Below are 14032 nucleotides of genomic sequence, written 5' to 3' on the forward strand. Positions count from 1 at the left end.
GCGACGGGGGAGGTCTCTGAGACGATGATCGGGTTGCGCGGCTGGGGCTGCGAGTGGTCGGGTGGAGATATGCATCGCGGTGGCGAACTGGGCGAGGGAACCGAGGACCGGGGTCCCGGGCGCGCCCAGCGCGGCCGTCACCGGCGCGAGGACACCGAGGGCATCAAGGGTGGGGACATCAGGGGCGGCCGCATGGGGGTGACGTACAAGTACTTCGGCGCGCCGAACGGTGCGACCGCGGCCCGCGTCCCGATCTCCATGCGCCCCGAGGAGCTCGGCGGTGACGAGCTCGGCATGGGCGGCATGTTCACCAAGATCAAGCCGGAGACGATGGCCGCGATGGTCCTCACCGGTATAGAGGGCATACCGCTCCATAAGGTTCCGCCGCTCGAACTCGTCGTCCTGCACCCCGACTACGCCGTCGTCAAACTGCCCATGACCGTGGTCGACCCGCTGCGCGGCGTCGGCGAGGAGTCGGTCGGCGCGGCGGCGTTCATCTGGTCCACCGTCCCCGACCGCGGCGGCCCGCGCGACGCCTTCACCGTCTACCAGCTCCTGCACGAATGGCAGGACTTCAGCCACCGGCTGCACGAGGCGGGCCATCAGGCGTACTGCCTGGTGTGGCCGTAACGGTTCAGCTGCCGGCGCCCTGAGGGAACGGTTCGGCGCGGCCGGGTGCGCCCGGGGCGGGCCGCGCGCCGAGTGGGGTGGGTCACTCCCCGGGACGGCGGGCGGGCGTTCATCGGCGGGCGGCGTACGGCACACCTGAGGCGACGTACGGCCCCGAGCGGGGCGGCGTACGGCACAGGTGGGAGACGTACGGCCACGAGCGGGGCGGCGCAGGGCATTCGTGGGGCGGTTGGCTCACCAGGTGGGGCGGGCCGAGACGCCGCCGTCCACGACGAGATCGTGCCCGGTGATCCACGACGCCATCGGCGAGGCGAGGAACACACAGGCGTCGCCCACGTCCTCCGGCCGCCCCAGCCGGCCGGCGGGCGCCGCGGCCTGCCAGCGCCGCACCCCCTCCGGCCAGTCCTCCGCCAGGCCCGGACGCCCGATCAGGCCCGGCGAGACACTGTTGACGCGGATGCCCCACGCCCCGTACTCCAGCGCCGCCGAGCGCGCGTGCATCACCACCGCCGCCTTCGACGCGCAGTAGTGGGCGTGCAGCGGGGCCGGACGGTCCGCCTCGATCGAGGCGATATGGGTCACCGAACCGCCGCCGGCGTCCCGCATCACCTCGGCCGCGGCCTGGGTGCAGGCGAAGACGGAGTGCACGTTGACGTCCGCCACCGCCCGCCAGTCGGCGAGCGACATCCCTGCCAGTTCCTGCGTCGGCTGGACGCCCGCGTTGTTCACCAGGGCGGTCAGCCGACCGCGCCAGCGGGCCGCCTCCGCGACCAGCCGGTGGCACTCCTCCTCGACGGCCAGATCCGCCCGCAGCGCCAGCGCGCTCCCGCCGTCCTCCTCGATCCGCGCCACCACGGCCCGCGCCGCCTCGGCGCCCGTCCGGTGGTGCACCACCACCGCGGCCCCCGCAGCCGCGAACCGCAGGGCGACCCCCCGCCCGATGCCCCCGGCGGCCCCGGTGACGAGGACGACTTGCCCGGTGAGGTCGGGGAGGCCGCTGAGGGAGCCGGCTCCGGTCGGACCGGCCCCGTCGCCGTTCCCGATCCCGTCCTCGTTCCCGTTCCCGTTCTCGTCCTCGTTCTCGTTCCCGTTCCCGTACGTGTTCCTGTCCGCGTGCCCGTCCACGTGCCCGTACGCATTCCCGTCTCCGGAACTCCCCGCCCTTCCGGCGGCGTTGAGGTCACGAGGGGTCTGATCCTCTGTCATGGTCGGCTCAGCGCGGTGATCCGCGCTGCCTCCTGGGGAAAGCGCGCGGCCAGTTCGGCGGCGTCCCCGTGCTCGTAGTCCTGGTAGGTGAATCCGGGCGCCATCGTGCAGCCGAAGAGGCTCCAGGCACCGCCGTCGGCGACCTCGGCGGCCATCCAGGTGCCGGCCGGCACCGTGAACTGGACGTGCTGCCCGCCCAGGACGTCCGGCCCCAGCAGCGCCGTACGGGCCGGGCGGCCCTCGCAGAGCAGCAGCAGGCTGAGCGGGTCGCCCCCGTAGAAGTGCCAGATCTCGTCGGCCGGCAGCCGGTGGAGGGCGGAGAAGTCGCCGGGTTCGGCGGTCAGCAGCATCACGATCGCCGTTCCCTCGGGACGTCCGTCGGGGCGCGGCGGACCCGCCCACGTCTGCCGGAACCTGCCTCCCTCACGGGGCAGCGGCTCCAGCCCGTAGAACGCGATCAGCGCCTCGGGGAGCGGGGCGCGGGGGTGCTCGTCCATCGGTGGTGTCCTCTCCGCCTCGTCCGCCGTCCGCCGTGGCGCGGCCGGTGGTGAGATCCGTGGTGAGGTCGGCGTCGCGCTCGGTGGCGCGCTCGGTGATCCACCCTAGGGACAAGGAGGCGCGACGGCGGGCACAATCGGGCCATGTCCGATACCTCGGCCGACGAGCCGTCAGCTGTGTGGCACACCGTCGACGATCTGGTGCGCTGGCTCGACCGGGAGAGCGCGCTGCCGGTGGAGCAGGAGCGGTTGCTGCGCATCCTGAAGCTCTCGGAGGAGGCGGGCGAGGTCGCCCAGGCCGTCATCGGGGCCACCGGCCAGAACCCGCGCAAGGGCCGCACCCACAGCTGGGACGACGTCCACAGCGAGCTGTGCGATGTGATCGTCACCGCGATGGTGGCGCTGCGGACGCTGACGCCGGAGGCGCGGCGGGTGTTCGAGGGGCATCTGGAGCGGGTGGCGGAACGGGTTCCGGCGGCGCCCGGAGGAGAAGTGCCCGCGCGGGCCGTACGGGGAGTGCCGGCGCCGGCCGTGGGAGAGGTTCCGGCACCGCCCGCTTGAGGGTGGCTGCGCTGCCGGTCCGGGGCCGGGGCCGGTGGTCCGTGGTGCGTCAGGGCAGGTCGGCCGTCAGGTAGCGCTGAATGGTGGGGGCCAGCCAGGCGACGACCTCGTCGTGGCTGAGGGCGACGGCCGGCGGGATGTGCAGGACGTAGCGGCACAGGGCCATGCCCAGTACCTGGGAGGCGATCAGCCCGGAACGGAGCTCGGCCTCCTCGGGCACCGGGCACACCGCGGAGAGGACCGGCTCGATCTGCTCGGCGAAGACCTTCCGCATCCGCTGGGCGCCCGCGTCGTTCGTGACGCCGACGCGCATCATGCCGGTCATCGTCTCGTCGGACTCCCAGCGCTCCAGGAAGTGGCGGACGAGCCGGGCGCCGAGCTCGTCGTGCGGGACGTGGGTGAGGTCGGGGGCGTGCACTTCGATCTCCGACGCGGCCGCGAAGAGGCCCGCCTTGTTGCCGTAGTAGCGCATCACCATCGACGGGTCGATGCCCGCTTCCTTGGCGATGGCGCGGATCGTGGCGCGCTCGTACCCGTCGGCGGCGAAGCGGTCCCGGGCGGCGGCCAGGATCGCGGCCCGGGTCGCGGCGGAGCGCGGGGGACGGGTCCCGCCGGCTTCGCGGGGTGCCGTGGCGGCGGTGTCCGCCGCGTCGGCCGGTGCGGACGCGGCGGCGGCAGTCGTCGCGTCGGCGGGGGTGTCCGACGCGGGATCGGTGCTGGTGGCGTGGGCGGGGTCTGGCATGTCAACGACTGTAGGCCAACAACTGTTGACACGCCAGCGCGGCGCGTCCTACGCTTGCCAACAAGCGTTGACCAACATGCGTTGACCAACAAATGTGGGCATCGTGCACCGGCCCCGGCAAGCCATAGGAGGCAGCAGCCATGGACGCCATGAACCCCCGGTCCGACAAGGGCGACACCAAGGAACGGGCGGCCGACGAGTCCCGCGACGCGGACGTCCTCGTCGTCGGGGCCGGTCCGACCGGCCTGTTGCTGGCCGGGGACCTGGCCGAGGCCGGTCTTTCCGTCACCCTCCTCGAGCGCCGGCCCGACACGACGAGCAACCTCACCCGCGCCTTGGCGGTGCATGCCCGCACGCTGGAGCAGCTCGACGCCCGCGGACTCGCCGACGAGCTGGTGGCCGGCGGGCACCGCATCACCCGCCTCCGGCTGTTCGGCCGGGCCGACCTCGACCCGTCCCAGCTCCCCTCCCGCTTCCCGTTCGTGCTGATCACGCCCCAGTTCGAGGTCGAGCGCCTGCTGGACCGCCGGGCCCGCAAGGCCGGAGTGGTGTTCCGGTACGACTCCGAGGTGACCGGTCTGGAGCAGGACGCGGACGGGGTGACGGTCCACCTCCGCGGCGCCGGGGGCACCACCAGCGTCCGTGCCGCGTATGTCGTCGGCACCGACGGCGTGCGCAGCACGATCCGCGAGGCCATCGGCCTGCCTTTCCCCGGCAAGTCCGTGATCCGCTCCGTGGTCCTCGCCGACGTCCGGTTGGCGCAGGAGCCGGAGTCCCCCTTCACCGTCGGTGCCACGGAGGACGCCTTCGGCCTGATCGGCTCGTTCGGCGACGGCTGGTACCGCGTCATCGGCTGGAACCGCCACCGCCAGGCCGACGACGACACCCCCGCCGACCTCGCCGAGGTCCAGGAGGTCGCCCGCCTCGCGCTCGGCAAGGACTACGGCATCCATGACGCCCGCTGGATCTCGCGCTTCCACAGCGATGAGCGCCAGGCCCCCGAGTACCGCGTCGGCCGGGTCTTCCTCGCCGGGGACGCCGCCCACGTGCACTCCCCCGCCGGCGGCCAGGGCATGAACACCGGCCTGCAGGACGCCGCCAACCTCGGCTGGAAGCTGGCGGCGGTGATCCAGGGCCGTGCCCCGGCGGCCCTGCTGGACAGCTATCAGGCCGAGCGTCACCCCGTCGGCAAGATGGTGCTGCGCAGCAGCGGCGCCATCATCCGGCTCGCCCTGGTGCACCACGCGCCGGGCCGCGCCGCCCGCGCGGTCGCCGCCCAGCTCGTCAACCGGCTACGGCCACTGTCCCGCCGTGCGGTGCGCAACCTCTCCGGCATCGGTATCGCCTATCCGGCCGGGCCCGGTGCCCACCGGCTCGCCGGCCACCGCGCGCCCGACATCCAGCTGGCCGACGGCAGCCGCCTCTACGAACTCCTGCGCCAGGGCCGGTTCGTCCTCATCACCCCGGCCGGCGAACCCGCCGTCGCCCAATGCCCGGCGAACAGCGGGGATGCCCCGTCGCACCCCGCTCCCGCACACCCCGATGCCTCGCACCCCACCCCCTCGCGCGCCGATGCCCTGCGCCCCGCCGACGGCCGCCTGATACACGCCGTCTGGCGTGGCGACCGCCGCACGGCCCTGCTCGTCCGGCCCGACGGCTATGTCGCCTGGGCCACCGACGCCACAGCCCCCGCGGAGCGCGCCGCGGCCCTGCGCACCGCCCTCCTCCACTGGACCGGCTCCACGCCCGACGGGACCTCCCCCGCGGACACCACCTCGCCCCGCTCCTTCGCTGCCTCCGCCGCCGCTGCCGACACCTCCACCACTCCCACCGCCACTCCCACCGGCGTCTCGGCTGTCATCCCGGCGCCAGCACATGACGCAGATAGGCCCGCGGATCGGTGAGGTAACGCCGCCAGTGGTCCACCAGCCCCAGTTCCGCCCACTCCACCGCGCGCATGCCGTGCTCGCCCACCTCGACGATCTCCGCACCGGGCAGCGCGGTCAGCAGCGGGGAGTGCGTGGCGCAGATGATCTGTGCCCCACCTTTTCCCGACTCGTCCATCAGGCCGACCAGTTCGAGACAGGAGGAGAAGGACAGCGCCGCCTCCGGCTCGTCCATGACGTACAGCCCCCGCTGCGCGAAGCGTTCACGGAAGGCCAGCAGGAAGCCCTCCCCATGGCTCATCCCGTCCGGGTCCCGGGACAGTCGCTTCGACCTCCGCTCGCCGTTCAGCGCCTCCAGCGCCGTCTCGGCCCGCAGGAAGAATCCCTGCCGGCGGGTTCGCGGCCCGCGCACCATGCGGCGGCCCTCCCGCGTCGGGTCGAACCGCATCCGGCCGCCGAGCACCGACGCCTCCCGGGAGCTGGCGTATTTGTAGCCCGCCGACCCGCCGTACGAATCCAGCCCGAAGCCCTCCGCCAGCGCCTCGGCCAGCGTCGACTTCCCCGAACCGTTCTCGCCCACCAGGAAGGTCACCGGCGCGCGGAACGTCAGCCCTTCCTCGATCAGTTGGCGTACGCACGGCACCGTCCAGGGCCAGCCGTCCCCGGCCGTGCCCTCCCCGTGCGGAAGATCCACGTAGGCCCGTTCGATCAGCATGTCCTCGAAGCTCTCACACGCCACTGACGCCCGCGTCCGACCCGACGCCCCGCACGCACCCCCCCACCACCCATTCCCTCGGCCCCGCCCCTCCTCCCTACGCTGGGCCCATGCTCATCGCCCGCTCCGCCGCCCTCTTCGTCGTCGCCGCCCTCTTCGAGATCGGCGGTGCCTGGCTGGTCTGGCAGGGCGTCCGGGAGCACAAGGGCTGGGCTTGGATCGGCGCCGGGGTCCTCGCGCTGGGCGTGTACGGATTCGTCGCCACCCTCCAGCCGGACGCCGCATTCGGCCGCATCCTCGCCGCGTACGGCGGTGTCTTCGTCGCGGGGTCGCTCGCCTGGGGAATGGTCGCCGACGGCTACCGTCCCGACCGCTGGGACGTCATCGGCGCGCTGATCTGCCTGGCCGGCATGGCAGTGATCATGTACGCCCCCAGGGGCCGCTGACGCCCGCCGCGAGGGCACGCGACGGGCCCGGTGCCGGCACCCAGGCACCGCCGACCACACCCACCCCCGGACACCGCCGACCACCGCGCCCCAAACACCGCTGACCACACCCGCCCCCAGACACCGCCGGTCACACCCACCCCAGGCGCCTTCGACAGCCACATCCCGCATACCCCCGAGGCCGCGGGCCGGGCCCGCATATCCTGGCCGCGTACCACCCTCCCCACTCGCCCCATGCTCCTCAGGAGCAGGGGACCGTCACCGTCTTGAGGAGTGCACGATGACCGCCGAGGCCCGTACCGCCGTCGTCACCGGAGCGAGCAGCGGGATCGGTGCCGCGACCGCCCGGGCGCTGGCCGCCGCCGGCTACCGCGTGGTGCTCACCGCCCGCCGCAAGGACCGCATCGAGGCGCTCGCCGCCGAGCTGCCCGGCGCCCGGGCCCACGCTCTCGACGTCACCGACCGCGCCGCCGTCGACGCCTTCGCGTCCTCCCTCGACCGCTGTGACGTGCTGGTCAACAACGCCGGCGGCGCCTACGGTGCCGAGCCGGTCGCCACCGGCGACCCCGCCGACTGGCGCGCCATGTACGAGGTCAACGTCCTCGGCGTGCTCCACATGACCCAGGCGCTGCTGCCGCCGCTCACCGCGTCCGGTGACGGCACCGTCGTCGTGCTCTCCTCCACCGCCGGCCACGGCACGTACGAGGGCGGCGGTGGCTACGTCGCCGCCAAGCACGGCGCCCATGTCCTCGCCGAAACCCTCCGGCTGGAGCTGTGCGGCGAGCCGGTCCGCGTCATCGAGGTGGCGCCGGGCATGGTCAAGACCGACGAGTTCGCCACCACCCGCTTCCGTGGTGACACCACCAAGGCCGCCAAGGTCTACGAGGGGGTGGACCAGCCGCTCAGCGCGGAGGACGTCGCCGACACCATCACCTGGGCGATCACCCGCCCCGCCCACGTCAATGTCGACCTCCTGGTGGTCCGCCCCCGCGCCCAGGCGTCCAACACCAAGGTCCACCGCACCACTTGATCCCGGCAGACGCGACCGGCGCCGCGCGAAGCCAGGCCCAAAGAGGCGGCGCAGCGCGGCGTTCGGCAGCCCCCTGCCCCTCCGGCCCCACGGTCGCGAGGGCAGTGCGACAGGGCGACACGACGGCAGGGCGACAGTGACCCGCGAAGGCGACCTTTCGACCAGTGCTTGTGAGCGCTCACGTCTCCCGGCTCGGTCTCCAGAGCCTCGCGGTCGAGTTTCAGCATGACGAGGAAGAACAGGCCGCCTACGAGGAGCAGACCGACCACGATCAGGGCGGGGGCGAGCGCCTCGGTGGTCGAGACCAGCACGAACAGCGAGGCGACCGACCACACCAGCGCGCAGACCGCGACCGGCGCCTCGAACCACCCGAGGTCGAACGCGCCCTTCTTGCGTTCCAGTCGGCGGCGCACCCGCCAGGTAGAGGACGGTGGTCGAGCCGTAGATGATCGCCGGGAGGATCGTCGACGCGGTGATCAGCTGCAGCAGTGCGACGCCCGGCAGCGCGACCATCAGGACGATTCCCACGGCGAAGATCAGGATCGTCGCCGGGACCGGTGTGCGGGTGCGCGGGCTGACCCGCCGCATCAGCCGGTGGGCGGGGAACCGGGCATCGCGTGACATCGCGAAGACGATGCGCGAGCACGCGGTCATCACCACCATGCCAGCGCCGAAGAAGAACGTGATCGCGATCAGGAGCGTTCTCTCCATCGCCGGCCCCAGCTGATCACGCATGATCGCCGCCACCGGCGATTCGCTGGCGGCGGGACATCTTCGAGCTGAAGCGCCCAGACATGGGGTGATCCTCTACGACAGCACTCATCGGAACTGGTATTGGTCCGCAAACACGGCCAAGGCCATCGGCCAATGTCATCGGTACCTCGACACACTGCATCGAGCAGCTCAGCAGGGCTTGCCCGACCGACCGGAGATCACTACCTACCACCCGCGGGCCGTCGTAATCGGCCGATCTCATGATTGGGACAAGACCAGGCTGCACGCACTGCACGGGCTCAACAGCAGGATGCACGGCATCACAGTGATGACGTACGACCAGCTCCTGGCCCAATGTGTCTCTCTCCTCGATCAGCTCTCCTCTCAAGAGGCTGAAGAGGTGGCAGACGACCTGTCTGCCTGAGCAGACGCCGAAGACACGCCTGCACGAGTCGTGCTGCGCCATTGCCAGTCCCACGCCTTGCTGACTCACGTGCCCTGAGGCGAGAGAGGCCCCTGCATCGTTGCCGGTCCGGGGGCCCTTGACCGCATGCAGCCCCGAAGATCAGCCCTTCCCACAGATGACCTGCTTGAGCTTGGCAACTACCTGCACCAGATCCCGCTGCTGCTCCACCGCCTGACCGATCGGCTTGTATACACCCGGGATCTCATCTACGACGCCAGAGTCCTTGCGGCACTCCATCCCCGCGTCTGCTCCTCCAGGTCCCGCGCCGAGTACTTCCGTTTGGCGGCGTTCCGGCTCATCCTCCGACCGGCGCCGCGCGAGGCCGAGTTAAAGGACACGAGGTGCGCGTTATGCAGGGCGTGGAGACCCAAGCCCCCGGCTCGCACCCGGCTGGCGGTTCAAGCGCCAGGGTTACGGCTGGCCAGAAACCGCCACCCGTTCGATCGATGGTTCATCGTCCGTGCTTTGTGGTGTGAGCCTCACGGTGGGGCCTGTGAACCCCGTTCGTGCGCCTTGGCGGAGTGGCGCCGTGACTGCTTCGACCCTGTGGCGTGCCATGGGGAAGTGACCAGGAACCTTGGCGTTGGACGGCTCCGGCGGATCGCAGATCGGCGTGCTGCCGGGCGACGTCGGCGGCGACGGAACTCGCGTTTCGCGGCGGATGGTCCTACGGGCAGCAATCGCATGCAGTGGGTCGGATTGCTGGCAGTGAGCTTGCCGGGGGTCGCTGCGCTGGCCGCATTGCTGTTCACCTGGAGGCAGGTGGGGCAGACCAGCATAGAACTACGAATCAGTGAGCAGGGACAGATCACCAACCGGTACAACGCCGCGATCAACAACTTGGGATCACAGTCCATCGATGTACGCCTCGGGGGAATGTACGCCCTGCAGCGCATCATGCAGGATTCCACGCGCGACCATCCCACGGTCGTATCGGTCCTGTCCGCGTACGTACGTCAGCACGCCCCTCTTCCGGCCAGTGGGGCCAACAAGTCTCAGGCCACGTCAGAAGGGAAATCGCCAGATGCGGATATTCAGGCGGTCATAAACGTATTGGCTCATCGCCGACCCGCCTTCGACAAGGGGACAACGGTCGATCTGAGTCGCACCGATCTGAGCGGGCTGAAGTCCATGGGCACCGGCACCATCAACTTCCGCGAAGCGGACCTGACAGGGGCAGACCTCCGTGGCGCGGACCTTTCCAATGCAGACCTGAGCCTAGCGTCGCTGTTCGGCGCGAACCTCACGCAGGCAACCCTGTTGGGAACGAATCTCCGTGGTGCCCACCTGAACAATGCGATCTTGACCAAGACCAGCGTCTGCGGCACCGACACGTTCACCGACCCTGAGACTGGGAAGGCTACGTACTTCTGCCCGGATCTGACTAGTGCGGACTTGGGTGAAGCAAAACTGAATGGCGCAAGCCTGGCCCACACGAAACTGACCGGCGCGTACTTGACCCACGCGGATCTGACCGACGCGGACCTCACCGGCGCGGATCTAACCGACGCGGATCTAACCGACGCAGACCTCAGGAACGCGAACTTCACTGGCGCACGGCTCAGAGGAGTGACGCTAAACGGAGCGAAGGTGGAAGGGGCCCGAGGACTGCCGTCATCGAGTCGCTAGAGATGTTTATCTAGACTAGAACTCAGGGGCCGCCAGGAACGGACGGCGGTACATGGGCGGCGCCCCGGACATAGACACCGCGCTGACATGCCCAAAGCCACGGACCAGAAGGTTGCAGGAATATGCCTCTCCCTTCAGCAAAAAGCCCCAGACCGCATCCAGTCCAGGGCTTTGTCGATCACGTGCAGTGCTGGCCTCAGCCCTTCACGCAGACGACCTGCTTGAGGTGGGCGACGACCTCCACCAGGTCCCGCTGCTGCTCCATGACCTTCTCGATCGGCTTGTAGGCGCCCGGGATCTCGTCGATCACGCCGGAGTCCTTGCGGCACTCCACACCCCGCGTCTGCTCCTCCAGGTCACGCGTCGAGAAGCGCTTCTTGGCGGCGTTCCGGCTCATCTTGCGGCCGGCACCGTGCGAGGCCGAGTTGAAGGACGCGGCGTTCCCGAGGCCCTTGACGATGTACGAGCCGGTGCCCATCGAGCCGGGGATGATGCCGTACTCGCCGCTGCCCGCCCGGATGGCACCCTTACGGGTCACCAGGAGGTCCATGCCCTCGTACCGCTCCTCCGCCACGTAGTTGTGGTGGCAGGAGATGACCTGGTCGAAGGTGACCTTGGCCTTCTTGAACTCCCGGCGGATCACGTCCTGGGTCAGGGCCATCATGATCTCGCGGTTGTGCTTGGCGTACTCCTGCGCCCAGAACAGGTCGTTGCGGTAGGCCGCCATCTGCGGGGTGTCCGCGATGAAGACGGCGAGGTCGCGGTCGACCAGGCCCTGGTTCTGCGGCAGCTTCTGGGCCACGCCCATGTGGTACTCGGCCAGCTCCTTGCCGATGTTGCGCGACCCGGAGTGCAGCATGATCCACACGGACTGGTCGGCGTCGACGCAGAATTCCCAGAAGTGGTTGCCGCCACCGAGCGAGCCCATCTGCTTCACGGCCCGCTCCCGGCGGAACCTGACCGCTTCCGCGACCCCGTCGAACCGCGTCCAGAAGTCGTCCCAGCCGGCCGTCGGGACGCCGTGCAGCCGCCCGGGGTCGACCGGATCGTCGTGCATCCCCCGCCCCACCGGGAGCACCTGCTCGATCTTCGAGCGGAGCCGGGAGAGGTCGCCGGGCAGGTCGTTGGCGGTCAGCGAGGTCTTCACCGCGCTCATTCCGCAGCCGATGTCGACGCCGACCGCCGCCGGGCAGACCGCGCCGCGCATCGCGATCACCGAGCCGACCGTGGCGCCCTTGCCGTAGTGCACGTCCGGCATCACGGCCAGGCCCTTGATCCACGGGAGGGTGGCGACATTGCGCAGCTGCTGCATGGCGACGTCCTCGACCGTGGCCGGATCCGTCCACATCCGGATCGGTACCTGTGCGCCGGGCACCTCGACGTACGACATAACTTCCTCATTCCCCCGAAAACATGAAAAACGCAAAAGCCGGACAAGATGCCTGATCTTGGACGCCGGACCGGCGTATGCGGCAACGCGTGCGGTAGACATTGTGTCCATCGGCCGCCACTCGGCGGCAACCGCATTTCGCAGGGGAAGGAGCCGCGAACGATGGCACGGAAGTCGTTCGTACCCGGGGCCGCACTGGTGGCAGCCGCGGCACTGGCCGCCGGCCTCGCCGGCTGCAGCGGTGGCTCCAGCAGCGGCGCCGGGGCCGCGGACGCCAAGAGCGGGGACGCCGCCGCCGCGACGCAGGCCGCCGAACCGGGCCGCTACCAGACCCTCCCGGAAGCCTGTGGGCTGCCCTCACGCAGCACGCTGCACGCCATGCTGCCCGGCGACGGACAGCGCCTGTCGAGCGCCGACGCCGAGAAGCTCTACGCCGGTCAGGCCGACATCACCTACGACACCGACCGCCGGGTCGGCTGCCACTGGACCCGCGAGACCACCGAGGGCACCCGCCACCTGAGCCTCGACATCCAGCGCGTGGTCTCCTACGACGCCTCCGTCAGCGATGACGACAAGGCGCAGGGGATCTACGACGGCAAGGAACTCGCCGCGCAGATCCCGTCCGCCGGCGCGGACTCCGGCGCGCCCACCCCGTCCCCCTCCGCGAAGGACAAGGGCAAGGGCACCGCGGCGGACGGCGTGGCGAACGCGGCCGGCAAGCCGAGCGGCAAGGCCACCGCGGCGGGCAAGGGCGGCAAGGCGACGCCGGGCGCCCCGTCGTCCGCGACCGGCACCGGCGCGGACGCGGGCGGATCGACCGCCCCGCGGGTGCTGGACGGCCTCGGGGACGCGGCGTTCCTGGACGACAAGCTGGCCACCGCGGACTCCGGTGTGCACCGCGACGTGACTGTGGTCTTTCGCACGTCGAATGTGATCGTGACGCTCACTTACGACCAGTGGTCCACGGACAAGGCGATGTTGCCGGAGAGCCAGGAACTGCAGGACAAGGCCCGTTCGCTGGCCGGGGAGCTGGTGGACAGCCTCAGCGAATAGTCCGCATCAGGGCAATTGCCCGATGCGGGCTGACAGTTCCCTATGTCCCATTCATTCGTCATGCGCATCGACACGAAACGGTCACCCACCCCGCCACCCCGCGTACCGTGCCGTCTAGCCGTACCGATGAACGTACCGATGCCCCGGTACCGATGACGACGAACAGCGAAGGAACCATGCACCGTTCAGCCAAGCGCCTCGCCAGCCTCCTCACCTGCGCAGCAGTACCGGTGCTGCTCGTCGCCGGCTGCTCCGGCTCGGACAGCGACAGCGCCGGTGCCGCCTCCTCGTCCGCGTCCTCCAGCAGCAGCTCGAGCGCGCCGTCGCCGACCGTCGCGCCCGCGAAGTACAAGACGCTGCCCAACCCGTGCGCGGCGTTCTCCAAGGACACCCTCAAGAAGATGCTGCCGAAGGTGAAGGACGCCTCCGGCGACCAGGGCAAGTCCACGGACAACGCGGCGCACGGCACCTGCTCCTGGAACAGCTCCGACGAGCACGGTGTCGACGGGACCCAGTTCCGCTGGCTGGACATCGGCTACCAGCGCTACGACTCGGACCCCGGCGTCGGCTCGGCCGAGAAGCGCGCCACGGAGTTCTACGCCAAGCAGATAGCCGACGCGAAGGCCACCAAGGGCGCCAAGAAGCTGGAGACGGTCAAGACCGCCGGCACCGGCGACGAGGCGACCGCGATCACCTACGACGTGAAGAAGGAGGGCAACGACTTCAAGAACACGACGCTCGTCGCCCGCGCCTCCAACATCGTCGTCACGATCAACTACAACGGGGCGGGCCTGGCCGGTGCCGACACCCCCAAGGGCGCCGACCTGCTGAAGCAGGCCCAGGCCGCCGCCAAGGAGGCGGTCGCCGCCGCCACGAACCCGAAGGCCAAGTCCTGACGCCGCACGCCTGCTGAACGCCCCGGGCACCTCAGCCGGCAGAGGGCCCGCACCGATGTACACGACGTACGGTGCGGGCCCTCGCGGCTGTCGCAGCTGCGCGAGGTCACTGCCGCCGGCTCGCCTCTGTGCGCCCCTCCGTCCATACCGGCACACGCGCGCGCGGACGCA

Annotated in this window: 14 protein-coding genes and 2 pseudogenes; 9 read left to right on the plus strand and 7 right to left on the minus strand. The window is 70.6% G+C overall.

Annotated elements, in window-relative coordinates; all coding sequences use genetic code 11:
* Nucleotides 1-69 precede the first annotated feature (69 nt).
* On the plus strand, nucleotides 70-630 hold the full coding sequence (locus OO62_RS31030; RefSeq protein WP_077192803.1) for a hypothetical protein: 561 nt from the start codon (nucleotides 70-72) through the stop codon (nucleotides 628-630).
* A gap of 234 nt (nucleotides 631-864) precedes the next feature.
* Here OO62_RS31030 and OO62_RS31035 read toward each other — a convergent pair whose 3' ends face one another.
* Nucleotides 865-1674 carry an SDR family NAD(P)-dependent oxidoreductase gene (locus OO62_RS31035; RefSeq protein WP_051733764.1) on the minus strand — a complete coding sequence of 270 codons (810 nt, stop codon included), beginning with the start codon at nucleotides 1672-1674 and terminating at the stop codon, nucleotides 865-867.
* A 158-nt stretch (nucleotides 1675-1832) separates the two neighbouring features.
* The gene (locus tag OO62_RS31040) at nucleotides 1833-2333 is read right to left on the minus strand and encodes a cupin domain-containing protein (RefSeq protein WP_033270985.1); all 501 of its coding nucleotides are present in this window, start codon (nucleotides 2331-2333) and stop codon (nucleotides 1833-1835) included.
* A gap of 144 nt (nucleotides 2334-2477) precedes the next feature.
* Between OO62_RS31040 and OO62_RS31045 the strand changes: the two genes are divergently transcribed.
* Nucleotides 2478-2894: a MazG-like family protein gene (locus OO62_RS31045; RefSeq protein WP_063739075.1), complete on the plus strand. Its 417-nt coding sequence runs from the start codon at nucleotides 2478-2480 to the stop codon at nucleotides 2892-2894.
* 49 nt (nucleotides 2895-2943) lie between these two features.
* Here the strand turns inward: OO62_RS31045 and OO62_RS31050 are convergent, their stop codons facing one another.
* A complete protein-coding gene (locus OO62_RS31050; RefSeq protein WP_033270986.1) occupies nucleotides 2944-3636 on the minus strand; it encodes a TetR/AcrR family transcriptional regulator in 693 nt (230 codons plus the stop codon).
* Nucleotides 3637-3776: 140 nt separating this feature from the next.
* Between OO62_RS31050 and OO62_RS31055 the strand changes: the two genes are divergently transcribed.
* Nucleotides 3777-5540, plus strand: a complete 1764-nt coding sequence (locus tag OO62_RS31055; RefSeq protein ID WP_078617444.1) for an FAD-dependent oxidoreductase — start codon at nucleotides 3777-3779, stop codon at nucleotides 5538-5540.
* Here OO62_RS31055 and OO62_RS31060 read toward each other — a convergent pair.
* Nucleotides 5494-6237 carry an AAA family ATPase gene (locus OO62_RS31060; protein WP_033270987.1) on the minus strand — a complete coding sequence of 248 codons (744 nt, stop codon included), beginning with the start codon at nucleotides 6235-6237 and terminating at the stop codon, nucleotides 5494-5496. The genes OO62_RS31055 and OO62_RS31060 overlap by 47 nt on opposite strands.
* 110 nt (nucleotides 6238-6347) lie before the next feature.
* On the opposite strand from OO62_RS31060, the gene OO62_RS31065 reads away from it, so the two are divergent.
* Both OO62_RS31065 and OO62_RS31070 read left to right on the plus strand, forming a co-directional pair.
* Nucleotides 6348-6683, plus strand: coding sequence for a YnfA family protein (locus OO62_RS31065; RefSeq protein ID WP_033270988.1), 336 nt, complete (start codon nucleotides 6348-6350; stop codon nucleotides 6681-6683).
* A 280-nt stretch (nucleotides 6684-6963) separates the two neighbouring features.
* Entirely contained in the window at nucleotides 6964-7713 is a 750-nt protein-coding gene (locus tag OO62_RS31070) for an SDR family oxidoreductase (protein ID WP_033270989.1), read from the plus strand.
* 498 nt (nucleotides 7714-8211) lie between these two features.
* Here OO62_RS31070 and OO62_RS41805 read toward each other — a convergent pair.
* A pseudogene (locus OO62_RS41805) lies at nucleotides 8212-8448 on the minus strand (amino acid permease); the annotation flags it as partial.
* Here OO62_RS41805 and OO62_RS36695 point away from each other — a divergent pair.
* Nucleotides 8447-8851: a Shedu anti-phage system protein SduA domain-containing protein gene (locus tag OO62_RS36695; RefSeq protein ID WP_078617445.1), complete on the plus strand. Its 405-nt coding sequence runs from the start codon at nucleotides 8447-8449 to the stop codon at nucleotides 8849-8851. The pseudogene OO62_RS41805 and the gene OO62_RS36695 sit on opposite strands and share 2 nt — an antisense overlap.
* 141 nt (nucleotides 8852-8992) lie before the next feature.
* Here OO62_RS36695 and OO62_RS38490 read toward each other — a convergent pair.
* Nucleotides 8993-9228, minus strand: a pseudogene (locus tag OO62_RS38490) (RtcB family protein); the annotation flags it as partial.
* 349 nt (nucleotides 9229-9577) lie between these two features.
* Here OO62_RS38490 and OO62_RS36700 point away from each other — a divergent pair.
* Nucleotides 9578-10522: a pentapeptide repeat-containing protein gene (locus tag OO62_RS36700; protein ID WP_051733762.1), complete on the plus strand. Its 945-nt coding sequence runs from the start codon at nucleotides 9578-9580 to the stop codon at nucleotides 10520-10522.
* A 196-nt stretch (nucleotides 10523-10718) separates the two neighbouring features.
* On the opposite strand, the gene OO62_RS31090 is transcribed toward OO62_RS36700, so the two are convergent.
* Nucleotides 10719-11912, minus strand: coding sequence for an RtcB family protein (locus OO62_RS31090; RefSeq protein WP_033270991.1), 1194 nt, complete (start codon nucleotides 11910-11912; stop codon nucleotides 10719-10721).
* A gap of 162 nt (nucleotides 11913-12074) precedes the next feature.
* On the opposite strand from OO62_RS31090, the gene OO62_RS31095 reads away from it, so the two are divergent.
* Nucleotides 12075-12965, plus strand: coding sequence for a hypothetical protein (locus OO62_RS31095; protein ID WP_033270992.1), 891 nt, complete (start codon nucleotides 12075-12077; stop codon nucleotides 12963-12965).
* Between the two features lie 176 nt (nucleotides 12966-13141).
* Nucleotides 13142-13861, plus strand: a complete 720-nt coding sequence (locus tag OO62_RS31100; protein ID WP_033270993.1) for a DUF3558 family protein — start codon at nucleotides 13142-13144, stop codon at nucleotides 13859-13861.
* The last annotated feature ends 171 nt before the right edge of the window (nucleotides 13862-14032 follow it).

Origin of the sequence: Streptomyces lydicus, from assembly GCF_000717345.1 — a bacterium.
In the GTDB taxonomy this organism is placed as follows: domain Bacteria; phylum Actinomycetota; class Actinomycetes; order Streptomycetales; family Streptomycetaceae; genus Streptomyces; species Streptomyces lydicus.